At 54.1% G+C, this 22,921-nt stretch carries 23 protein-coding genes, 2 other RNA genes and 1 other annotated feature; of the genes, 10 read left to right on the forward strand and 15 right to left on the reverse strand.

What is annotated here, in order from left to right:
* Positions 1 to 41 precede the first annotated feature (41 nt).
* Positions 42 to 1,121, reverse strand: a complete 1,080-nt coding sequence (locus tag FMM72_RS08775; RefSeq protein ID WP_160208955.1) for an inositol-3-phosphate synthase — start codon at positions 1,119 to 1,121, stop codon at positions 42 to 44.
* 425 nt (positions 1,122 to 1,546) lie between these two features.
* Between FMM72_RS08775 and FMM72_RS08780 the strand changes: the two genes are divergently transcribed.
* Positions 1,547 to 1,762: a helix-turn-helix transcriptional regulator gene (locus FMM72_RS08780; protein WP_162221206.1), complete on the forward strand. Its 216-nt coding sequence runs from the start codon at positions 1,547 to 1,549 to the stop codon at positions 1,760 to 1,762.
* Between the two features lie 431 nt (positions 1,763 to 2,193).
* Here FMM72_RS08780 and ssrA read toward each other — a convergent pair.
* From ssrA to FMM72_RS08835, 11 genes are all read right to left on the reverse strand, one after another.
* Positions 2,194 to 2,543, reverse strand: a transfer-messenger RNA (tmRNA) gene (gene ssrA / locus FMM72_RS08785).
* Positions 2,544 to 2,584: 41 nt separating this feature from the next.
* Complete coding sequence (gene smpB, locus FMM72_RS08790) at positions 2,585 to 3,052, reverse strand: SsrA-binding protein SmpB (protein ID WP_160209613.1); 468 nt, start codon at positions 3,050 to 3,052, stop codon at positions 2,585 to 2,587.
* Between the two features lie 25 nt (positions 3,053 to 3,077).
* On the reverse strand, positions 3,078 to 3,482 hold the full coding sequence (locus FMM72_RS08795; RefSeq protein WP_162221207.1) for a GtrA family protein: 405 nt from the start codon (positions 3,480 to 3,482) through the stop codon (positions 3,078 to 3,080).
* 84 nt (positions 3,483 to 3,566) lie between these two features.
* The gene (gene recR / locus FMM72_RS08800; RefSeq protein WP_162221208.1) at positions 3,567 to 4,166 is read right to left on the reverse strand and encodes a recombination mediator RecR; all 600 of its coding nucleotides are present in this window, start codon (positions 4,164 to 4,166) and stop codon (positions 3,567 to 3,569) included.
* A gap of 6 nt (positions 4,167 to 4,172) precedes the next feature.
* The gene (locus tag FMM72_RS08805) at positions 4,173 to 4,520 is read right to left on the reverse strand and encodes a YbaB/EbfC family nucleoid-associated protein (protein WP_160209616.1); all 348 of its coding nucleotides are present in this window, start codon (positions 4,518 to 4,520) and stop codon (positions 4,173 to 4,175) included.
* A 45-nt stretch (positions 4,521 to 4,565) separates the two neighbouring features.
* Positions 4,566 to 6,182, reverse strand: coding sequence for a DNA polymerase III subunit gamma/tau (gene dnaX / locus FMM72_RS08810; RefSeq protein WP_160209617.1), 1,617 nt, complete (start codon positions 6,180 to 6,182; stop codon positions 4,566 to 4,568).
* Positions 6,183 to 6,392: 210 nt separating this feature from the next.
* An RNA gene (gene ffs / locus FMM72_RS08815) (signal recognition particle sRNA small type) lies at positions 6,393 to 6,491 on the reverse strand.
* 139 nt (positions 6,492 to 6,630) lie between these two features.
* Positions 6,631 to 7,497, reverse strand: coding sequence for a DegV family protein (locus FMM72_RS08820; RefSeq protein ID WP_162221209.1), 867 nt, complete (start codon positions 7,495 to 7,497; stop codon positions 6,631 to 6,633).
* Positions 7,498 to 7,612: 115 nt separating this feature from the next.
* Positions 7,613 to 9,226 carry a peptidoglycan D,D-transpeptidase FtsI family protein gene (locus tag FMM72_RS08825; protein WP_160209619.1) on the reverse strand — a complete coding sequence of 538 codons (1,614 nt, stop codon included), beginning with the start codon at positions 9,224 to 9,226 and terminating at the stop codon, positions 7,613 to 7,615.
* Positions 9,227 to 9,447: 221 nt separating this feature from the next.
* Positions 9,448 to 9,687 (reverse strand): helix-turn-helix domain-containing protein, encoded by a 240-nt coding sequence (locus FMM72_RS08830; RefSeq protein ID WP_160209620.1) that lies wholly within the window; start codon positions 9,685 to 9,687, stop codon positions 9,448 to 9,450.
* A gap of 104 nt (positions 9,688 to 9,791) precedes the next feature.
* A complete protein-coding gene (locus FMM72_RS08835; RefSeq protein ID WP_006876259.1) occupies positions 9,792 to 10,019 on the reverse strand; it encodes a helix-turn-helix domain-containing protein in 228 nt (75 codons plus the stop codon).
* A gap of 109 nt (positions 10,020 to 10,128) precedes the next feature.
* On the opposite strand from FMM72_RS08835, the gene FMM72_RS08840 reads away from it, so the two are divergent.
* Positions 10,129 to 10,335 carry a hypothetical protein gene (locus FMM72_RS08840; RefSeq protein ID WP_162221210.1) on the forward strand — a complete coding sequence of 69 codons (207 nt, stop codon included), beginning with the start codon at positions 10,129 to 10,131 and terminating at the stop codon, positions 10,333 to 10,335.
* Positions 10,336 to 10,412: 77 nt separating this feature from the next.
* Here FMM72_RS08840 and galU read toward each other — a convergent pair whose 3' ends face one another.
* The gene (galU, locus tag FMM72_RS08845; protein ID WP_180322905.1) at positions 10,413 to 11,282 is read right to left on the reverse strand and encodes a UTP--glucose-1-phosphate uridylyltransferase GalU; all 870 of its coding nucleotides are present in this window, start codon (positions 11,280 to 11,282) and stop codon (positions 10,413 to 10,415) included.
* A gap of 55 nt (positions 11,283 to 11,337) precedes the next feature.
* Positions 11,338 to 12,342, reverse strand: a complete 1,005-nt coding sequence (locus tag FMM72_RS08850; protein ID WP_162221211.1) for an RING finger protein — start codon at positions 12,340 to 12,342, stop codon at positions 11,338 to 11,340.
* Positions 12,343 to 12,642: 300 nt separating this feature from the next.
* Between FMM72_RS08850 and prfB the strand changes: the two genes are divergently transcribed.
* From prfB to FMM72_RS08865, 3 genes are all read left to right on the forward strand, one after another.
* Positions 12,643 to 13,767, forward strand: coding sequence for a peptide chain release factor 2 (prfB, locus tag FMM72_RS08855; protein WP_160209623.1), 1,125 nt, complete (start codon positions 12,643 to 12,645; stop codon positions 13,765 to 13,767).
* A gap of 3 nt (positions 13,768 to 13,770) precedes the next feature.
* The gene (locus FMM72_RS08860) at positions 13,771 to 14,445 is read left to right on the forward strand and encodes a hypothetical protein (protein ID WP_162221212.1); all 675 of its coding nucleotides are present in this window, start codon (positions 13,771 to 13,773) and stop codon (positions 14,443 to 14,445) included.
* 326 nt (positions 14,446 to 14,771) lie between these two features.
* The gene (locus FMM72_RS08865) at positions 14,772 to 15,197 is read left to right on the forward strand and encodes an RNHCP domain-containing protein (protein ID WP_160209625.1); all 426 of its coding nucleotides are present in this window, start codon (positions 14,772 to 14,774) and stop codon (positions 15,195 to 15,197) included.
* 93 nt (positions 15,198 to 15,290) lie between these two features.
* Here the strand turns inward: FMM72_RS08865 and FMM72_RS08870 are convergent, their stop codons facing one another.
* Entirely contained in the window at positions 15,291 to 16,043 is a 753-nt protein-coding gene (locus tag FMM72_RS08870; RefSeq protein WP_162221213.1) for a copper homeostasis protein CutC, read from the reverse strand.
* A gap of 1,100 nt (positions 16,044 to 17,143) precedes the next feature.
* Here FMM72_RS08870 and FMM72_RS08875 point away from each other — a divergent pair.
* From FMM72_RS08875 to FMM72_RS08895, 5 genes are all read left to right on the forward strand, one after another.
* Positions 17,144 to 17,533: a PH domain-containing protein gene (locus FMM72_RS08875; protein WP_160209627.1), complete on the forward strand. Its 390-nt coding sequence runs from the start codon at positions 17,144 to 17,146 to the stop codon at positions 17,531 to 17,533.
* A 76-nt stretch (positions 17,534 to 17,609) separates the two neighbouring features.
* Positions 17,610 to 17,846, forward strand: a binding site (T-box leader).
* A 73-nt stretch (positions 17,847 to 17,919) separates the two neighbouring features.
* Positions 17,920 to 18,807, forward strand: a complete 888-nt coding sequence (locus FMM72_RS08880; RefSeq protein ID WP_162221214.1) for a GNAT family N-acetyltransferase — start codon at positions 17,920 to 17,922, stop codon at positions 18,805 to 18,807.
* A 68-nt stretch (positions 18,808 to 18,875) separates the two neighbouring features.
* Positions 18,876 to 19,895 (forward strand): phenylalanine--tRNA ligase subunit alpha, encoded by a 1,020-nt coding sequence (gene pheS / locus FMM72_RS08885; RefSeq protein ID WP_160209629.1) that lies wholly within the window; start codon positions 18,876 to 18,878, stop codon positions 19,893 to 19,895.
* Between the two features lie 20 nt (positions 19,896 to 19,915).
* On the forward strand, positions 19,916 to 22,297 hold the full coding sequence (gene pheT / locus FMM72_RS08890) for a phenylalanine--tRNA ligase subunit beta (RefSeq protein ID WP_162221215.1): 2,382 nt from the start codon (positions 19,916 to 19,918) through the stop codon (positions 22,295 to 22,297).
* 370 nt (positions 22,298 to 22,667) lie between these two features.
* Positions 22,668 to 22,913: an IreB family regulatory phosphoprotein gene (locus FMM72_RS08895; RefSeq protein WP_160209631.1), complete on the forward strand. Its 246-nt coding sequence runs from the start codon at positions 22,668 to 22,670 to the stop codon at positions 22,911 to 22,913.
* The last annotated feature ends 8 nt before the right edge of the window (positions 22,914 to 22,921 follow it).

Consider the following 22,921-nt stretch of genomic DNA (forward strand, 5'->3'; position numbering starts at 1 on the left):
CATTTTCCTATCATCAGTCGCACTGTAAGCCAGCGGATCGTTTATTTACCAGCGATGAAATCGTTGACCTTCTCCTTACAGACATCGTCGGTAAACTGAACAGGCGGATGCTTGAAGAAATAGGAAGAAGGCGCTTCAATCGCTCCGGAAATGCCGCGGTCCTTCGCCAGCATACAGCAGCGAACCGCATCGATGCTGATTCCTCCGGAATTCGGCGCATCCTCAACTTCAAGATGGAGTTGAAGCTTAACAGGCGCGTTGCCAAATTTGGCTCCTTCTATGTAAATCTCCGCGGTTTTTTGATCGCCCTGATTATCCACAAAAGCGAAGCCGGGAGCAATTGCAGTATCCTTCTTCTTCAGAATCGAGGAGATCGCGTCATGTTTGGAAACATGCTTCGTTTCGCCGCGCATAACCAAGTTGATGAAATCCGTGTTGCCCGCAAAGTTGAGCTGATAGGATTTATCAATCCGGATGCCACGGTCCTCGAACAGCTTGGCAAGCGCGCGATGAACGATGGTAGCGCCAATCTGGCTTTTCCAATCGTCGCCAAGCACAGGGATACCGGCTTCTTTGCATTCAGCAGCGATCTTCGGGTCGGAAGCGATGAATTCGGGGATGCCGTTGACCACGCCGCATTTTGCCTTCTTGGCGCAATCTACATAGAAACGGACCGCATCATGGGAACCGGTCGGCAAATTGATCAGAATGACATCAACCTTATAATCGATCAAGGTCTGCGCAACATCAACGGGCTGCTGGTTTTCATCGATAACAAAATAATCCTTGCCGTAGTAATGACGCAGATGTTCGGGAGCTCCATCCAGCACCGGGGCCTTTAATACAGGCGCGTTGAGATGCGGAACATCGCAGATCTTATAGGCACAGTTCGGTTTTTCCCAAATCGCCTGGCTGACGTCCTTACCGACTTTCTTGGCATCGACATCAAAACCTACGACGACTTGGATGTCCTGCGGCTCGTATCCTCCGACATTATAATGCATCAGACCGCCGACTCTGTCTGCAGTTTCCTGATCCTTGTAAAAGACGATTCCCTCCACCAAGGACGCCGCACAGTTGCCGACGCCGACAAGTCCAAGACGAATCTTTTTGTTTCCCATGATAAATCCTCCTTGTTTTAATTATTGTTATAGTTAACGTTTTAGTAAAAGGCATAAATATAAAAGGCTTCGTTTCGCCTTCTATTAAACATCAACTTTAACGTTTTCTTTATTTTAGCAACTTGCCTTTTGCTTGTCAATTGGATTATTCGCAAAATCATTTCGAGCTTTTTTGTCGTTTCTGCTAAATTTGTATTTGCATATTTCTTTTTGATGGCCTTTGTGAAATAATTGCCCTTTTACACAACTGAAATTCAATGCTAAGATTTCAACAATATCCTCCAAACATAAATAGGTATGTGAAAATCGCACATGAACAAATCAATCAGAATACTGGACTCATTCTTTGTCAAGAACCAATTACACCTGGATAAAAATCCCACTTTATTTTACAATGACCCTAATGACTTCAAGGAGGGGCCATTGTGGAATCAAAAGATATTTTGGCGTTCAATCTACTGCGTTTCCGCAATGAAAACAATCTGTCCCAAGAGGAATTGGCCTGGAAAAGCGGACTGAGTGTGAAAGGCTATGCCCAAATTGAGCGCGCCAAAGTTCAATCCTCATTAAAAACGCTTGATAAGCTCAGCCACGGGACCTGTTTATCTGTCCCTGTCTTACTCACGCCCCCCTCTATCTGACACATGATTTACACATTTTCCTTTTGCTTCAGCCTGTTTACGGCAGGCTTTTTTGTGTTGCTCTTTTTTAACACGGCTTTTTCAGGTGTATAGACCATGTTCAGTGTAACAGGAAGAACATGCTGGTATAATCGAAAGCGCCTCATAGGTATAATAACACAGGGGATGTCAAGACAAGATTTCTTGACATCCCCTGTGTTGTTTCGACATCACAGCCACACCAATACAGAAAAGCCGCCTTTGAAAAAGCGGGTGTTCACGCAATATCCATTTGACGGAGCTGATGCTTCTCCCATCGAACCCAGCTCCAAGAGTTCGATCAGCAACTAAAATGGCAAGCCTGCCCAGTTTAGAACCACCCCAGACGCGGGCAGTTGTTTTAGATATAGGAAAAGGCCCGGAGCGCGAAATGGCTCCAGGCCCTTACCCGGTGGTGGAGATGAGGGGAATTGAACCCCTGTCCGAAAACCAGTCCACCCAAGCTTCTCCGGGTGCAGTCGGTCTTTTAAGATTCCCGCGCCGCATCGCCGTCCGACAGGCTATGCAGTTTGGTAGCCCCCAATACAATCATGCCCTACGAGGCGCTCGGACCGATCGTTCACCACTCATCGACGCCCCATCCGCAGCCGTGGTACTCCGCGGCGGAACGGCGGCTTAATTAAGCCGCAAAAGCTAAATTATCGTTGTCGTCTAATTTAAAAACGTCATACTTTTATAGAGGCGCATGCTCCTCTACCCGCTGCCTGGACTTCGAGATCCCCGTCGAAACCTTTACATCCCCATAGTAAGGGAGAATCGCTCCCATTTGTATTATACACAGTTTTACGCCTTTTGTCTATCCCGCAAGGCGCGGTCAATATCGCGCTGTGCCGCGCGGCGCGCCATGTCGTCGCGCTTATCATAAAGCTTCTTGCCCTTGCACAATCCAAGCTGTACCTTGACACGCGACCCTTTAAAATAAAGGGACAGCGGAATCAATGTGTACCCCTGCTGTGCAATCAGTCCCATAAGCTTATTAATTTCACGACGATGCATCAAAAGCCGCCGTGGCCGGTATGGGTCCTTGTTAAAAATATTGCCCTGTTCATATGGGGAAATATGCATCTGCTTGATAAAAAGTTCCCCACCGGTGATATCGCACCAACTGTCCTTGAGGTTGCATGCATTTTTGCGCAGCGATTTGACCTCGGTTCCAAACAACTCGATGCCGGCTTCAAAGCTTTCCTCCACGAAGTAATCGTGACGCGCTTTTTTATTGACTGAAATTGTTTTGGTGGATACCTTTTCCACAGATGTTTCCCCCTTTCCATGGAATCTACTTTCGGAATACCCAAAATCGACTGATTAAGAAATTAACCGCAATTGTAAAAGCTGTTGTAAACAGCTTCGCCACGAGTTTGCTCATTCCAAGATAAACGATTCCCGCCTGAATCAGGGCCATGCTTAAAAGCATAACCGCCACATTGGCCGCTACAAAACGCGCCATTTGCAAACTGAAAAAGCGATCCTTTGTTTGAAAGGTCCAGCTTCGGTTGATCAGATAGCTGTTGAGCATCCCCGCAGAATATCCGCAGAATTGTGAAAACGAAACATTGGCGCCGAGCCACACAGCCAACACGGTAAAAACAACAAAGTCGACCACGGTGTTGCCGACGCCGGTTACGGCGAATTTGAGCGCGCGCTTAAGTTCCTCACGTCCGGAATCACCAAATTGAAACATCTATTGTCCGGCGTTTGAAGAAACGCCCCATCCTTTCTGTGAAAAACCGTCTGCATGGACGGCACAGGTACGAACCCTATGTAATTAAAGTTCGCTTCGCCCCTCAAGCGCACGGAACAGCGTCACTTCGTCGGCGTATTCCAAGTTGCCGCCGACTGGAATTCCATATGCAAGGCGCGTCACGCGCACGCCCATCGGTTTGAGCAGGCGCGCAATATACATCGCAGTCGCCTCGCCTTCAACCGTTGGATTTGTCGCCATGACGACCTCGTCGACGCCGCCGGCTGAAATGCGCGCAAGCAGCTCTTTGATATGAAGCTGTTCCGGCCCGATACCATCCATTGGCGAGATCAATCCGTGCAGCACATGGTACAACCCTCTATACTCCCGCGTACGCTCGAACGCGAGCACATCCTGCGAATTTTCCACAACGCAGATTATGGACGCATCGCGTGATTTATCCGAACAGATTGGACAAACTTCTGTTTCAGTCAGGCTTTGACAAATACTGCACTTTTTAATTTTATCATGCGCCTCAACAATCGCGTCGGCAAACTGCTGCGCCTTGTCGCGCGGCAGATTGAGCACATAAAACGCGAGGCGCTGCGCCGATTTGCGCCCGATACCAGGCAACCTCTCAAACTGTTCAATCAGCTTTACAAGCGGTACTACATGATACGCCATCACACGTTACATCATACCAGGAATCTGGAGGCTTCCAGTGATCTTCTCCATCTCGGCGTTTGTTGTCTCCTCAACCGTACGGATCGCTTCGTTGACAGCCGCGACAATCAAATCCTGGAGCATATCGATGTCCTCGGGGTCGACAATTTCAGGCTTGAGAACGATCGACTGGACCTCCTTTTTACCGCTGATCGTCACCTCGACCATACCGCCGCCGGATGTCGTCTTGAACGTGAGCTGTTCAAGTTCCTCCTGCTTTGCTTTCATATCCTCCTGCATTTTCTGCGCCTGACGGATCATCGCGTTCATATTCTGCGGGCCCCCGCCCATTCCCTGCGGCAATCTTGCTTTCATCTGATTCATTCCTCCAACACAAGCGGCCCAATTTCACGGGCCTTTTTATTTCAGTTCGACAGGCACGTCCAGCTCGCTCGCCCTTTTGAGCATCCCTTCCAGAGGATCTGACGGCGCAGCGGCAGGCGCGTACTTGCCGGGGTTATATGGTCCAAGATTATATTTATGCCCTGTGACTGCTAAAATCGCGTCACGCAGGCTCTCCTTTGCAGCAATACTGGTGCGCAAAAGCGTGCGGAACAGTTCGTTTTGACAGTCGATCAGCATCATTTCGCCATGTACAAACGCCCGTGAATCGTTCATTGCGCCGCGCAAAGCCGCATTGATTTTTGCGAGCTCCTCCAATACGCGCGCCCAATCGCCGAACGGTGTCACCTGCGCCGTGCCGCCCGTTGATTTCGGCTTTGAAGGGACTGCGGCGGATACCGGCTTCGCATTGATCGGGGCCGCGGGCTGCATATCCGCCGCCCCGGACGCTTCCGGCGGCGCTGGCGGCGCGGCCGGCGCCTGTGCGGCGCCAAGACGCACCGCCTTCTCCAGCTTCTCCAGACGGTCCAGCACGCCCTCCAGGCCGTCGCCCATGCGCTCGTCGCACAGGCGGACAATCGCCATCTCCAGCTCCGTGCGTTTAAACGCCGTGCGCGTCAGGCCCGTCGCGGCGTTTTGCAGAACGCCGAGCGCATACATGATTGCACCGAGCGAAATCCTGCCGGCCTGCGTACACAGACGCTCTAAATCCTCTGGCGTGCCCTGTACGAGATCGTCCGCCTCACGGACTGTTTTGACAATCATCAAATTGCGGTAATGGCCGATCATCTGCTCGCACAGGCGCGAAAAATCGCACGACTGTTCGCTCAGGCGTCCGACGACCATGAGCGCCGCGGCCGGGTCGCGCGCGATCGCCGCATCGGCGATTTCAAACAGATGCGACTGCCCGGCCAGCCCGGCGGCCTGCGTCACCGCCTGCACGGTAATGTCGGTTCCAAACGAAGCGCACAGGTCAAGCAGCGAGAGCGCGTCGCGCATACCTCCGTCTGACAGGCGCGCGATCAGAAGAGCAGCGTCGTCAGCGAGGGAAAAAGACTCCTGCCCCGCGATATAGAGGAGCCTGTCCGCGATGACGCGCGAACGGATGCGGTGGAAATCGAACCGCTGGCAGCGCGAAAGAATGGTTGGCAGCACCTTGTGTATTTCCGTGGTGGCCAGGATAAACACAACATGTTCCGGCGGCTCCTCCAGAATTTTCAGCAGGGCGTTGACCGCGCCCTGTGAAAGCATGTGGCATTCGTCGAGAATATATACGCGGTATTTGACGGTGGAAGGAAGAAAATACGCCTCCTCACGGAGCTGGCGGATGTTGTCGACGCCGTTGTTGCTCGCAGCGTCGATCTCCACGACGTCGAGCACCGAACCGTCGTCAATACCGCGGCAGGCGGCGCATTCGTTGCACGGATTGCCGTCAACGGGCCGCTCGCAGTTGACCGCCTTTGCAACGATTTTCGAGCAGGTCGTCTTGCCGGTCCCGCGCGAGCCGGTAAACAGATATGCATGTGAAAATTTGCCCGCAGCCACCTCGTTTTTCAGCGTGGCGGTGATATGAGCCTGCCCGACCACATCGTCGAACGTTTTCGGCCGCCACTTTCGGTAAAGCGCCTGATACATCGTTTTCACCTCCCGGCCGGCAATAAGAACCTGTATTCACTGCCGTTTAACGCTGTCTGGATGGGGCTTTTGCCCCGCTTTGCGTTAAATTTTCTTGCCGGGCGGCAGCCCGCCTGCGAAAATATGCCTTGACCGGATACAAAATCCCTCGTCTATCCAGCATTTCCCGGCTGCGAATACAGGTTCTAAAAGTGTGTGCCCACATATGCGGGCATGCAGATTACCTGCGGCGCACATCACAAACCGCTTAATGCTGCTCGGTTCCCCGCCTGACATGGTTCACGGCGCTCTGTCGCACAGGACCCGCATACCCGCATGTCTGGGCACACACCGGTCATGCTCTTATTTCAAATACTAAAAGATTATACCATATGCAATTCCAAATTTCAACTGTTTTTCACCAAGCCGCATCCGTGTATGGATGTCCGCACACAGATGCGGTAAAGCGTCACCGCTGCTTTGCATAGAAAAACAGCGCGACCGTCCCCGGGCCGGAATGTGCGCCGATCGTCGGGCCGACATAGCTGATGCTGTAGTCGCACAGCCCAAAGCGTTTGCACACCTCGTCAGCCACAAACTGCGCGTCCTCAATGCAATCGCCGTGGCTGATGGCGAAACGGTCGCACCGCGCGCGATCCATCTGGCGCGCCATGCCCTCGACGAGCGCGAGCAGCGACTGCCTACGCCCGCGCACCTTGCCCGTTGGGATCAGCCGGCCCTCGTCGTCCACATGCAGCACCGGCTTGATGCCCAGCATAGTGCCCACAAGCGCCGTCGCCGCGGAAACGCGTCCGCCCCGGTGCAGATGATTGAGGTCGTCAACCGTGAACAGATGCGCCTGATGTAAAATATCCTCATGTATGCGCGCCGCATTTTCCTCAAGCGGCAGGCCCTGTTCCCTGTAATTCACGGCACGCGCGACCAGCATCCCCTGTCCCGCGGACGCTGCGAGCGAATCGATCACGACGACACGGCGCTCCGGATACTTTGCCTCAAGCTCCTGCGCGGCGACGCGCACGCTGTTATACGTACCGGAAAGCGCGGAGGAAAACATGATGCATAAGAGGTCGTTCCCATGCTTGAGCTGCTCTTCCAGCTGTGTGCGCGCCTCCTCGACATTGACCTGCGCTGTGATCGGCATCTTCCCCGCGCGCATCATGTCATAAAACGCGTGCCGGGAAAGCGCGGGATCGTTGCAGCGATAGGTGCTGCCGTCGATCGTATACGTAAGCTCAAGCTCCAAAATCTGATTTTCAGCCGCAAAGTCCGGCACCAGGTCGGCATTTGAATCGGTCACAATGATATATGCACTCATACAGCGTATCCCCTCACAGGCTGTCATCCAAACGCGCTCCGCGTCCGGAGTTATTGGAACCATGAATTGGTATTACCAGTTATTATACCGCTTTTGCCGCACGATTACAAGCGGATCACATCTCGCGCAGCAGGATTTCGTCTGCAATCTCCTTAAAGATCGGCGCGGCCACATCGGAACCGGAATCGCCGCCCTCCACCAGCACAACAATCGCGTATTTGGGCGTTTCAGCCGGAAAGTAGCCGGCAAACCATGCGTGTACGATCTCGCTGTCCTCCTCGCCCGGCGTTTCATAAACGCCGGTCTGCGCCGAGGCTGTTTTTCCGCCGGCCGTTCCAAACGAGGGCTTTGCTTTCATGCCGCTGCCCTTCTCAACATTGGAAACAAGGCATTCGCGCAGGATATCGGAAGTTCGTTTTGAAAATACCTGGCTTGGCGCATATGCGGCCGTATGCTCGTAATAGGTTTTTCCGTCGTCTGTGAATCCCTCCACCAGGCGGGGCGTCACAGCGTAGCCTCCGTTTGCGACGGTACAGATCATCTGCGCCACCTGGATCGGTGTGGCGGTCAGGGACCCCTGTCCAAACGAAAAGTTGGCCACGGCCGTATCAAGCGACAGCTCCGTGTCATCCGGCAGGGTCCCGCTTTGTGTTTTGATATCGTCGGTAAACTGGGCCGCACGCGAAAAGCCGATTTCACGCGCCATCGACACGATGCGTTTACCGCCCACGCGCAACCCCAGATCGATGAAGAACGGATTGCAGGACACTTCGATGGCCTTTTTTAAATCGATTTCACCGTGCCCGTTGCGCCAGTGGCAGTAAAAGATATGTCCCTCAACATCCTCATAGCCCTTGCAGGTATACGGCGTATAACGGCCGTAACCGCTCTCCAAAGCGGCTGCGGCTACAACGAGCTTAAAGGTGGAACCGACGCTGTACTGTGAAAACGCACGGTTGACAAACGGTCCATCCGGATTGTGCAGGCTGTCCGCAAGGTTGTTGGCATCATAGGCGGGCATGGAGACCGACGCTTTGATATCTCCCGTTTCGACGTCCATCACAACAGCCGCCCCCTTTTTGACATCCTTCATCGCCCGCTGCGCCGCGCGCTGGATGTCCGCGTCGATCGTGAGCGCCACGCCGCCCTCGCTTTTATAGTTGTCCTGCACGATCTCCGGCGCGCCGAGCGAAAGCGATCTGCCCGCCGCATCGAGCGTATAACGCAGCTTGAGGCTGCCGTCGTATTGGCGCAGCAAATCGTCATACGCCATTTCTATACCGGCGACGCCGTTCGTCTTTTCCGGGTTGAGATAACCGACGATATGCGGCGCAAGCTGATCGTTCGAATACCGCTGGACCGCCTCAAACATTTCGACGCCGCGCGAATAAACCTCATGGCCGTCAAGCTCCATCAGATACGGCTTTGTCTGTCCCTCGTCGGGAAGCGGCGCGTCAAGCCCCTTTTCACGCGCTTCTGTCAGCGCGGTAAACGCCTCGGGCGACGGCTGTACCGCGGCCACCAGATGCGTTTTTTCGCCCACGAGCGGACGCAGCTTGCAATCATAAATAATCCCGCGCGTGCCGTCCACGCCAAGTACAAACGCGCTCTGCGTATTGGCCGCGGATGAAAGCGTCTCCCCCATTGAAAGCGCATACATGCGGCAAAGCATACCTGTAAAAATCAGCACCAATACAACATAAATTCCAGCGGCCCGTCTGCCCAACAAACGGCAACCCCTCGCTTTCCTGCAAAATCGCTTTCCTTATTGTTGGCAGCCGAGGGCAGGATTTATGCAGCCATCCGCAATCACATGGCAGAGCGAGGGACGCCGCGAAAAAACGCGGCGTCCCTCGCGGCGGATGGCGTGGCTGCTGATAAGTAAAGCGCCTCAGAAAACAAAGGCGATGTTTTAGGGCGGCGGCTTTGCCATCAGCCTCAATGTATGGATTATATACCCGGATGTTCCCTGTGGGGTTCGGGATCATCCGTGAGGCCAAGAATGTAGTCGACGCTTGTGTCATAAAGCTTTGCAAGCGCGATCAGGACATGCGTCGGGATGTCGCGGTATCCGCGTTCATAGCGGTAATACTGCGGCTGGCTCATTCCAAGATATGTGCCCACATCTTTCTGTGTCAGGTCATGGTCGATGCGCAAATCATACAGCCTTCTGTAATAATTTGACGTCATTGTTCGCCTCCCAATCCAACTGTTCAGTTCTATTGACAGTTTATCAAGGAAGACGTATAATTATTTTAATAATAACCATTCGGTTATAGTCCTTTAAGGACACCTCATCGCTGCGGGGGCGATGGATTGTCCGTGCGTCCCACCAGGTAATCTACGCTTGTTCCATACAGATCCGCAAGCGCGATTAGCACTGGCGTTGGTATATCGCGGTATCCCTTTTCATACAAAAAATACTGTTGCTTGGACATACCCAACCGCTTTCCAATATCGGCCTGCGAATAGTCATGATCCTCCCGCAATTCGCGCAGGCGCCTGTAATAGTTCAGCTCCATTTGCACGACCTCGTAACGATAAGTTTACATTGACAGTCTAGCAAATGGAGCGTATTATATACGTATACGTCATCCATTTGAATGACGATTCAAAGAGGAGCAGTACATCATGAACAGCAAGCAGCGTTATTATCGAATCTTCAATGAATATCTCGACGAAATCAATCACCTTGTCTCAGTCATCCGCAAAGCCGAGTCACGCTATGTCGACGGCGATCTTCCGGACGATTCCCTGTATAACGAGCTTTGCGAGTACCTTCTCGATGAATTGGACATTGCGGTCGATCATCTTGACGAGGTTCGTGTAACAGTGTGAGGGGAGAGAAACCAGAAAAGGGCGGCCCGCTCCGGCGGGCCGCCCTTTTTCGCTTTACCAGGCTGTCTTTGCGTGATTCACAGGGACTGTGAAATCTCTCGCAGATATGAGCGGAAACCGGCCCCAATATCGGGATGGCTCAGGCCGACCTCAACGATCGCTTGCAGGATTCCAAGCTTGCTGCCCATATCATAGCGGGTACCTTCATATTCAATGCCCATCATGCCGCCGTGGCGGGCAATGGTGCGCATCGCGTCGGTCAACTGCACCTCCCCGTTGCGGGAAGGCGGCGTGTGCTCAAGGATATCAAAAATATCCGGCGTCAGCACGCAACGCCCAAGAATGGCAAAGTTGGAAATAATCTCCTCAGGCATCGGCTTTTCAATCATGTCGAACACATCGTAAATATTATCGCGCACCGCATTGACGCCAAGCGTGCAGTAGCTCGGCAGCAGCTCCTGCGCTACCTGCTTGATGCCGACAACGCCCTTGCCGAACTCCTCATGCACGCCGATCAACTGGCCAATCGCGGGCTTGTCGGAAATGATAACGTCGTCTCCATACAGCACGGCAAACGGCTCGTTGCCGACAAAGGACTTTGCGCACCAGACCGCATGCCCCAGACCGCGCGTTTCCTTTTGGCGGACATACTGGATGTTGCACAGGCGCGCCAAGGCGACCACCTCGTCATACAAATCCTGTTTGCCAGAGGAAAGCAGCTTTTCCTCCAATTCCGGCGCATGATCAAAATGGTCCTCAATCAACGATTTGCCGCGGTTTGTGATGATCAGGATATCCTCGATCCCGCTTGCGACAGCCTCCTCCACGATGTACTGGATGGCGGGCTTGTCCACAATCGGAAGCATCTCCTTCGGAACGGCCTTGGATGCGGGCAGCACGCGCGTACCCAATCCGGCGGCGGGAATGACTGCCTTGCGAACTTTCATAATAACCCTCCGACTGACAGGCCCGTCGTCGCGCACACGGATGGCGGGCCTTATTTTATTGCATCATCGCCATCATCATGACCATATAGACGCCAAAGTATGCGATCACACATCCAACCGCCGCAATTATGACGATGACGCGGTTGGTCCTGCCGTAATGCGCCAACGCCTGTGTGTAGCGGTTGTCGTTGAACCCGCTGGGCGACTGCTCGTAACGCGCATGGATTTTGCGCACGTTTTTCAGCACGTGGCGCATGTACAGCCGGTTGGCAAAGCATGCGAACACGATCCCCACAGCCAGCAGTACAAAGCGCATGTAGTACATCGCGCTGTACGCCCACAGGTGCTCTGTCGGTACAAACAAGTTGAATACGTTAAATCCGTTGAGGATATCCTCCATGTGTGAAAGAACAAACCGGATTGTTTCCGGCAAAACAAACAGCGTCGGGATCTGTGAAGCCGCCAGGAGGCCGAGCAGAACCGCGCCGATGCCGTACATCTTGCGGTAGAAGAAATAAAAAAAGTTGAAAAACAGCGCGCTGAAATTGATGGTAAAGCCGCTGCGTCCAGCGATCTGCTTAAACCTTGGCAAAAAATATTGGGAATTCTCTCCAACATACAGCGCGATATCACGCGCTGAAACGCCTTCGATTTCCTCGGCCGGGTCAAGACCGCCAAACGCGGATGTATACGGATTTGCCTGGGGACCGCCCGGCCGGCCGAACGGCGGCTGCGCTCCCAATGGCGTCTGCCCGCCAAAACCCGCCGCGGGCTGCCGGCTCAAGGGCGCGCCGCACTTTTGGCAGAAGATTCCCGTCGCCGGATTTTTCGCGCCGCACGCCGGGCAGACAGCCGCATCCGGATCCTGGGCGTTCTCCCCACGTTCGGGAGGCTGCCAGGTATGCCCGTCGATATGCAGTTCCGCCAGGACGCAATGTCCCAGCCTGTTGTAACATTCACGATGGTGCGGCGCGCCGCAGATCGGACAAACGACAATATCGTCGTTGTCTGTGAACCGCTTATTGCACACAGGGCAGCGCGCGCCCGTATAATTTGCCAAGAAATCAACCCCTGATCCTTTGAGACCCGCACGGTCCCGCATTACTTCTAATGTGTTATCATACAAAGAAACCTGCCGGAATTCAAGGGTATAATTATGAATTTTTCGTGTAAATGCGCTGATTCGATGCTTTTAAACGCTGTACGGAGCTTAGGAATCCGTATCCCAAATAAAGATTATCTTTACTTAAACGGGAAAAAATACTATAATATATGCTGATAATATGTGCCTGCTTTTCGGTTTGCGGACTGCGCCCGTCCGGCACGTACCACACCCCCCAGAAAGGATGGAACCTATTATATGCTGCAATTTGAGGAACTGCGTTTGCGCCTGGAAGCGCATCGCGCGGAGCTTGACGAATTCGCGCAGGCGATCGGATATGACGGTCTGCGCAGAAAGCTCGCCGAGCTGGAGGAGCAGACGACGGCTCCCGGGTTCTGGAACGATGTAGAGCGTTCACAGAAAAACCAGCTTGAAACAGCGCGCGTCAGGGGCAAGCTGGAAGCCTGCGACAAACTAAACGCCCTTTATGACGACACGCTTACGCTTATTGGGCTGGCCGATGAGGAAAACGACGAATCCGTCTATCCGGAGGCCCTGGCCGACGTGGAAAAGTTTGAGTCCGAGCTTGAAACTCAAAAGCTCTCCACGCTGCTTACCGGCGAATACGATGCAAACAACGCCATTATGACATTCCACGCGGGCGCCGGCGGCACAGAGGCGCAGGATTGGGCGCAGATGCTCTACCGCATGTATACGCGTTGGGCTGAACGCCACGGCTTTACGTATAAAATCCTGGACTATCTCGACGGCGATGAGGCGGGTCTTAAAAGCGCCTCGATCCTGATCACCGGCGGCAATGCCTACGGCTTTCTGCGGTCCGAGGCCGGCGTGCACCGTCTTGTGCGCGTCTCGCCGTTTGACGCGTCCGGCCGCCGGCACACGTCGTTTGCCTCAGTCGAGGTGCTGCCGGAGCTGCCCGACGATCACTCCGTTGAAATCAATCCCGAGGACATCAAGATGGATGTGTTCCGCTCCTCCGGCGCGGGCGGCCAGCATATCAACAAAACCTCCTCGGCCGTGCGCCTGACGCACATCCCAACCGGAATCGTCGTCTCGTGTCAAAATGAACGCAGCCAGTTTCAAAACCGCGAGATGTGTATGAAAATGCTCACGGCAAAGCTTGTAGAAATCAAGGAGCGTGAGCACCTGGCCAACATCAATGAGATCAAGGGCGAACAGATGCAGATCGCCTGGGGATCGCAGATCCGTTCCTATGTTTTCATGCCGTATACGCTCGCTAAGGATCACCGCACCGGATTTGAAAGCGGCAATATCAACGCTGTTATGGACGGCGATCTCGACGGTTTTATCAACGCTTACCTCAAGGCCGCGAGCCTGGGGACGCTTGGAAAGGCGGAATAAACGATGTCGTTCCAGTTTTACAAACGTCTGATGCGTCGGTCGCGCCGGCCGCTGCTGCTTCTGGCAATCTCGGCGGCCTGCCTGGTTATGGTTTTTCTGACCTTTTCAGTCTTTGAGACAGGCACTTTTTGGGGCATGCCATTTGGCTACCTGATCCAAACGGTTTCAATCGTCGCACTTTTTCTGTTCATGGTGGCATTTGGTGTTCTGCTGACAATCGGCATCCTTTTCTTTTTCGTCGGCCGCCGTTCCCGAAAGGCGACCTTGGAACGCTATCGTATGCTCGCCAATTCGGATCGTATGGAAATTGAACAGGAGGCCGCTTCGCTTCAAAATGGTACGCTCCTGTATGGCGCGCGGCGCATTTATTTCACTTTGCAGAATTCCAATATGCCGTGCTTTCTCAGCTATGGCGACGCCGCATGGATCTATCTCACTTTGAATGGCCTGCCTGTTTCGGAGAACCCGGTCGCCCTCAGCGTCCAGATCGGTACGAACGCCGCCGTCCACTTTTACGACCGCAGTGGCGTCCATTATGCCGCCAGTATTCGCGGCTTCTCCCATTGCGACACCAGAGAAGTGATCGACGCGCTGCGCGGGCACTTTCCGGATGCGCTCTACGGCTATTCCAAGGAACGTGCGCGGATGGCTAAATCGGGTTCCTACATAGGCAATTAGCCTAGTCCAATGAAAGGAAGCGGTTCCATGTGGGTTGTGTTCGCGGTTGGATCCGCCGTGTTTGCCAGCGCGCGATTGGTCACAGCTGGAGCCTTACAGTTATCTGTAGACAAAAGGTTGAAGCTGTGATAAAATCATTATGTACATGTGTGGCTTGTGGAGCCAATCGGCTCCCCTGCCGGACTTGTTATTATAATTTTTTAGGAGCGCGTATATGAAAAACAACTGTGCATCGGTAATTGTCTGCTAACCGGGAGGTTTGCGAAAGACAATCTAGGCTCAAACCTCCCAAAAGTATCATTTTACTTTTTGGAGGATGTTTCGTAATGAAACGAGACAATAAGAAAAAATCATTCGAAAAAGGGTATTTTAAAACACATGCCTGTCATGAAAGCTTTGTATGTAAGGTTTGCGGAAGAACGGTCGTCCCAGCCGGGGCTGGCAGCTCACATCGAAACCATTGCTCCAATTGTTTATGCAGCCAGCATCTGGACGATGAACCGGGCGACCGAATGGCTGATTGCGGCGGCGTCATGGAACCAATCGCCGTATGGGTCAGAAAGCATGGAGAATGGGCGGTGATTCATCGTTGCCGCATTTGCGGAAAATTAAGTTCAAACCGTATTGCGGCGGACGATAATCCCATGAAGCTTATGTCGTTGGCCATGAAGCCTGTTGCGCTTCCGCCTTTTCCTTTGGAAAAGGTGGAGGAAATGACAAGGCTGATGGGCGGTGAAGGAGCATTGAAGTAAAACCAGACAGGTTAAACAAATCATAAAGGCCGCCCGCTGACGCGGGCGGCCTTCTTCTATAAAACGTTCAGCCAACTAAAGTTTTTGCCGGGTCTATACTACGGTACGCGCCGCGGCCGCCATAACGCGCACACGCGACTCATCGACAGCGATATAACAGTCGTCCGGCGGCAGCTCTGACGCGCCGAACGCGATACCCGGCCTATAGGAGCAGGACGGATCAGCGAAACGCGCCGTACCCCCGAAATGCACATGGCGCACACCGGTTTCTTTGATCAGGGCGGCAATATTCTGCTCTGTAATTCCGCCGCCGGCCATGATTTCGATGCGATCGCCAAACTGCCTTTGAAGCGCGCATATCTGCGCGCGGCCGTCATAGCTTCCCGCTGAAAAGCCGCTTGTCAGAATACGCGTCACACCAAGCCCAACCAAGCGCTCAACGGCGTTAAACGGATCGCGTGTGATGTCGATAGCACGGTGAAACACGGTCTGTTTGCTACGCGCAAGCTCGACGAACCGCGCGCATCGCTCATAGTCCAGAGAGCCGTCCGGCAATAGAAATCCGAACACAATGCCATCCGCTCCAAGCTCCAGCAGATGCCGGGCGTCAAAGCACATTGCATCATAGTCATCCTCGCTGTAATAAAAGCCCGCCATGCGCGGCCGGATGATTGCCATAACCGGAATGTCGACGGCGCGCTTAGCCATTGCCACTTCCCCGGCTGACGGCGTCAATCCGCCGAGCGTATGCGCCTGTACCAGCTCGATCCTGCTTGCGCCGGCGTGCTGCGCTTTTTTGCAGTCCTCAACCGAACCGCAACAAACCTCAATCTGTATCTGTTTCACTGGGCTGCCCCCCTGCTCAATTTTCTATATTATACCATGTCCGCGAAGCGGCATGGTATAATTGGCCATCGGGGCGGCAGCGGGCCGCGCCCGCGTATCGCCCTGGCCATAACGCGTATAATAACCGCCCTGCGGTTATTATACCATGTCTGCGAAGCGGCATGGTATAATTGGCCATCGGGGCGGCAGCGGGCCGCGCCCGCGTATCGCCCTGGCCATAACGCGTATAATAACCGCCCTGCGGTTATTATACCATGTCTGCGAAGCGGCATGGTATAATTGGCCATCGGGGCGGCAGCGGGCCGCGCCCGCGTATCGCCCTGGCCATAACCCGGTATAATAACCGCTCCGCGGTTATTATACCATGTCCGCGAAGCGGCATGGTATAATTGCCCATCAAAAGGCGGTTGCCGCGTAAGCGGCGAGCCGTTGGGCATAACCTGTTATAATAACCGCTCTGCGGTTATTATAACCCCCTGATACATCCATATCAAGCGGCAGGCGGCTTTACAAGCGCACAATTCTATGCTATTCTTTTTTAAAACCTATTGAGATTTTCGGTCGCCGCTTAAATTGGTTTGGAGATCATGGCGTTAAAATCCCCCATCCGCCGGGGGAACATTTTATTTCTGTTTGTGCCGCATTCCGCGGCGGAATGGAGGACAGTGTGAATTTTCACACTGGCTTTCAATCGCCCATTGCCTCGCCCCTTCGGGGCAACCGGCAATGACGGCGAAAAAAATCCCCCATCCGCCGGGGGAACATTTTATTTCTGTTTGTGCCGCATTCCGCGGCGGAATGGAGGACAGTGTGAATTTTCACACTGGCTTTCAATCGTCCATTGCCTCGCCCCTTCGGGGCAACCGGCAATGACGGCGAAAAAAATCCCCCATCCGCCGGGGGAACATTCTATTTCTGTTTGTGCCGCATTCCGCGGCGGAATGGAGGACAGTGTGAATTTTCACACTGGCTTTCAATCGCCCATTGCCTCGCCCCTTTGGGGCAACCGGCAATGACGGCGAAAAAAATCCCCCATCCGCCGGGGAAACATTTTATTTCTGTTTGTGCCGCATTCCGCGGCGGAATGGAGGATTTTTATTATGGAAGGCATCACAATTCTCTGGCACGACCGCAAGCGCATCTGTGGTATGCCCATCACATTTACCCGCTATTCCCTGTCGGATGACAGGCTGTTTTTGGAAACAGGGCTTCTTAATATGAAGCAGGAGGAGGTCATCCTCTATCGTGTACGTGATATCAGCCTGTCCATTTCGTTGTGGCAGCGTATTTTCCGCGTGGGAACCGTATTCGTGCAGTCCTCCGACAAAAGCCTCCCCAAGCTTGAGCTGAAAAATATCAGGAAACCACGTGAGGTCAAAGAGCTGATCCATAAACAGGTGGAGGAAATGAAGATTGCCCGTCGGATGCGTGTCGGTGAAATTGTTGACGATGGCGACGATGACTGCGGCCACGACGACGCGATCCTTTAAAAAGCGGCGCAAAACCGCTTGCAAAACGAATGCCAGCGTGCTATAATAGCCGTCATACAGTTATCATACAAGGAATCAAAACGCTAAGAACGGGAAAAGTAGCCCTTTGCAGCGCCATCACAGAGAGGTTTGCCGCCGGCTGAAAGCAAACCATGGCCGAAAGTGCGAAGTTCGCCCGCGAGCGGCGCGGCTGAAGCATCTTGTTGTAGGCCGCGACGGGATGTCCCGTTACAGGCACGAAAGTGTCTATGCGGGTTGCCGTGTGGGAATTTGGGTGGTACCACGGATTGGCGTTCTGCCGTTCGTCCCTTTGTGGACGGACGGTTTTTATTTTGTTGTGTAAAAGCACGGCAAAATGGCCATGCGCTATCTGGCGGAGGAGTATTATGAATAATTGTATAATAAGCGGAAAAGTATACCATTTGGAGCATAATGTACGGGACAATCCGGCTGCACACACAGCGTTTTTCGCATTGGCGCGAAAAATCTTCGACCTTGACTTTGCGTCGTGGTTTATGGGCGGTTACTGGGGAGCGCGTTATCTCCCCTATACCCTGTTCGATGGGGAAACCGCCGTATCCAATGTTTCCGTCAACCTGATGGATACCGTCTTTGAAGGGCGCGCCCGGCGCTATATCCAAATTGGTACTGTGATGACCGATCCTGCTTACCGGGAACGTGGGTTGTGCCGGTTTTTAATGGAGTTGATTTTACAACAGTGGCGCGGCCAATGCGACGCCATTTACCTGTTTGCAAACGACAACGCGTGCGGCTTTTATCCGAAATTCGGCTTTTCTCCCACAGAAGAATGGATCCACCGGCGTTCAATCGCACGGCGGGAAACGCAGGTCCGCAGGCTTGATATGGACGACAGCGCCGATCGTGCGCTGTTCCTGCGGCTGTATGCCGAAGGCAACCCCTATTCCGCATTCCCAATGCTGGATAACCGGGACCTGCTCATGTTTTACTGCGCGCAGTCCCTGAGGGAGCGGATCTTTTTCATTGAAGACTGCGGCGTGGCGGCTGTCGCAGAGCCGATGGACGGCGAATTGTTGTGCTACGATTTGTATGGAAAAACGAAACAGCCGCTCAATAACATTCTTTCGGCACTCCTGCCGCCCGATCTATATACAACGGCGCTCGGATTCACGCCGTCAGACAGCGCGGCTGACGATATTCGGGCGTACCATGCGGACGATACAACGCTCTTTGTCCTTGGAGAAAATCTGCTGGCAAATCATCAGTTGATATTCCCGCTGTTATCACACGCCTGAAAGCTGACGAAAGACTGTAAAGATAATACTGTTTACACATTCCATTTTAACGGAAGGATGAACCAGAAATGATCAACGCGCTGCAAACCATTCAGAAGCAGGCCGCTGAGGCGCTGGGCTCAGCGGCCGATCCGCGGGCTATTGATGACCTGCGTGTGCGCTATCTCGGCAAAAAGGGAGAGTTGACCGCTATTCTCAAGCAGATGGGTAAGCTCTCCGCTGAGGAGCGCCCCAAAGTCGGACAGCTCGCCAACGAGGTGCGCGCCGCCATCGAACGGCTGATCGACGAGCGTATATCTGCCGTGCGCGCCGCGCAGCTTGAACACCGGCTAAACGCTGAAAAACTTGACGTAACGCTGCCTGGGCGTGCCGCGCCGCTTGGCAAGGCACACCCCTTGACAAAGGTGCTCGACGAGGTCAAGGAAATTTTTCTCGGCATGGGCTTTTCGATTGCGGAAGGCCCGGAGGTCGAAACGGATTACTACAACTTCGAGGCGCTCAACATCCCGAAAAACCATCCGGCGCGCGACACGCAGGACACATTTTATATTTCCGACAATGTGATTCTGCGCACGCAGACGTCTCCGGTACAGGTGCGCACAATGGAGAAACAAAAGCCGCCTATTCGCGTCATTGCGCCGGGGCGCGTCTACCGCTCCGATGCGGTCGATGCGACGCACTCGCCGCTCTTTCACCAGGTCGAAGGGCTTGTCGTTGACCGGGGAGTCACGATGGCCGACCTGAAGGGAACGCTGGAGCTGTTCGTCAAGCGCCTTTACGGTGACGAATCCGTCGTGCGTTTCCGTCCGCACCACTTCCCGTTCACCGAGCCGTCCGCCGAATTGGACGTGCAGTGCTTCGCCTGCCATGGCGAGGGCTGCCGCCTGTGCAAGGGCGAGGGCTGGATCGAATTGCTCGGCTGCGGTATGGTGCATCCGAAGGTGCTCTCCATCTGCGGCATTGATCCGGAGGAATACAGCGGCTTCGCGTTTGGCATGGGCCTTGAACGCATCGTCATGCGCCGCTATGGCATCGACGATCTGCGTCTGTTCTATGAAAACGATCTGCGTTTCCTAAACCAGTTCTGATTGCAAGGAGGCTGCATGCTATGAATTTATCAATGAAGTGGCTCGCCGACTATGTGGATGTCGGCGGGATTACCGCCCATGAATTTGCCGAAGCGATGACCATGTCCGGTTCCAAGGTGGAAGGGTATGAGACGGAGGGCGAGAAGATCAAAAACGTCGTTGTCGGCAAGGTGACGGAAATCGTCCGTCATCCTGATTCCGACCATATGTTTACCTGCCAGGTCGACGCCGGCACAGGCGCGCCTGTCCAGATTGTCACCGGCGCCCAGAATGTGCACGCCGGCGATTATGTCCCTGTCGCCATGCACGATTCCTGGCTGCCGGACGGCACGCATATCAAAAAGGGCAAGCTGCGCGGCGTTGAATCGAACGGTATGCTCTGTTCGCTGGCCGAGCTTGGTTTGACAACGCACGACTTTCCCTATGCGATTGAAGACGGCATCTTCATTTTACAGGAGCCTGATATGACGCCCGGACAAGATATTCAATCCGCGATCGGCCTAAACGACACGTGCGTTGAATTTGAAATCACCTCAAACCGGCCGGATTGTCTGTCCGTCACGGGGCTGGCGCGCGAAGCGGCCGTCACGTTCAATCGCCCGCTCAACATCAAAGCGCCCGCCGTCAAAGGCGCGGCCGAGGATATTCACAGCTATCTTTCCGTCGAGGTCACAGCCCCCGCGCTGTGCCCGCGCTACACGGCGCGCATGGTCAAAAATATCAAAATCGAACCGTCGCCGCGCTGGATGCGCGAGCGCCTGCGCGCCAGCGGCGTGCGTCCGATCAATAACATTGTCGACATCACAAACTATGTCATGCTGGAATATGGCCAGCCGATGCACGCGTTTGATTATAGATATGTTGAGAGCGGAAAAATCATTGTTCGCAACGCCAGGCCTGGTGAAACCATTATGACGCTTGACGGCATCACACGCACGCTGTCCCCCGAGATGCTCGTCATCGCCGACGCGGCGAAGCCCTCCGCCGTCGCGGGCGTCATGGGCGGCGAATACAGCGGTATCATGGACGATACAAATATGATCGTGTTCGAATCGGCCTGCTTCGACGGCCCGTCCGTGCGCACGACCGCCAAAAAGCTTGGTATGCGCACGGAGGCCTCCGGCCGCTTTGAAAAACAGCTTGATCCCGCCACCACCATTCCGGCCGTCCAGCGCGCCTGCGAGCTTGTCGAGCTGCTCGGCGCGGGCGAGGTCGTCGGCGGCATGATCGACGTCGACAACGCCTGCCATGAGCCGCGCCGTATCAAGCTTGAACCCGAATGGATCAATCGTTTTCTGGGTATTGAGGTCCCGGTCGAGGAGATGCGCCGCATCCTCACGCGCCTGGAATGCAAAATCGACGGCGACGATATCCTGCCCCCTTCCTTCCGCAGCGACCTGGAGCACAAGGCCGATATCGCCGAGGAGATCGCACGCTTTTACGGCTATGACAAGATCCCCGTTACAGCCATCCGCGGCACAGCTGACGGCGGTTATACGGCCAAACAGAAATTTGAACGTCTGATCCATCAAACGCTGCTTGCCCAGGGGCTTTATGAAGTCGCGACCTATTCCTTTATCAGCCCCAAATATTACGATAAAATCAACCTGCCGGCCAACAGTCCGCTGCGCGCCTGCGTCACCATCCAAAATCCGCTCGGCGAAGATACGAGCGTCATGCGCACCATGACTGTGCCGTCGATGCTTGAGGTGCTCGCGCGCAATTACAACAACCGCAACAAAGCCGCCGCGCTTTATGAGATCGGCACCGTCTATCTGCCGCAGAAGGGTCGCGAGCTACCTGACGAGCGCCCAGTAATAACACTTGGGCTTTATGGAGACGCCTATGATTTCTTCGCGCTTAAAGGAATCGTTGAAACGCTACTGCGCGCGGCAGGTGTGGACGGCTGCGAATATGAATCCAGCGCGGAGGACGCAGCGTTCCACCCCGGCCGCTGCGCGCAGATTCTGGCCGGTGGGAAATGCGCCGGTATGATCGGCGAGGTTCATCCGGCTGTCTGTGAAAATTATCAGATCGGCACGCGCGCCTATATCGCTTACCTGGACGAAATTGTCCTGTTTGAAAACGTCGCGCCCGAGTGCGGCTATCGCCCGCTTCCGCGTTTCCCAGCCGCGACGCGCGATTTGGCGCTGATCTGCGACGACGCATTACCGGTCGCCGCGCTTGAAAAGGCGATCCGTTCCGCCGTCGGCAACACGCTTGAGGAGTTGACGCTGTTCGACGTCTACCGCGGCGCGCAGGTCGCCGAGGGTCAAAAGAGCGTCGCTTATTCACTGATAATGCGCGCGGCTGACCGCACGCTTACCGACGAGGAGTCCGACGCCGCCGTCAAGCGCGCACTCAAGGCGCTTGGCGCCATTGGCGCACAGCTTCGCAGTTAAGAGCCTGTTAATGAGAGACGGCGGACACCAGCACGCACAACCGGAGCGGCCGCGCAATCGCGCGGCCGCTCTTTTTGTTCCCGCGCCTGTCAAATATCCCATAGAATATTTGCACCGGCAGTCCCATACAATAGCATAGATGCTTCCTCAGAGCTTTTACAGCGGAGAAGCCGTCGGGATAGCCGTATGTCCGGTTTTATATGCGCAATACATCCCATATGTCAAAAAAGGAATTTTTATTTTTTAAACAGCCTCCAGGTTTTATACACTTGCCATCCGGCGAAATATGTTGTAAAATGGTGAACATAAGGACAGGGTTTATCAAGCCCGTTCCCGCGTATTTTTAACTTGCCCAAACGAGGTGAAAGCCATGCACGAGCCAACCATATCCTTTTCAATTCATGAGGATAAAGAGCAGCAGATGAAGGCCATCCTGACTGAGGTGTATGACGCGCTTCGTCAAAAGGGGTATAATCCCATCAACCAGATCGTCGGCTATATCCTTTCAGAGGATCCGACCTATATCACCACGCATAATAACGCGCGCAGCCTGATCCGCAGGATCGATCGCGATGAGCTGCTGCAAATGCTGGTCAAAAGCTATCTGAACGATTAGCGCCTGTC

This window comes from Anaerotruncus colihominis (assembly GCF_010206195.1).
GTDB classification, from domain to species: Bacteria; Bacillota; Clostridia; order Oscillospirales; family Ruminococcaceae; genus Anaerotruncus; species Anaerotruncus colihominis_A.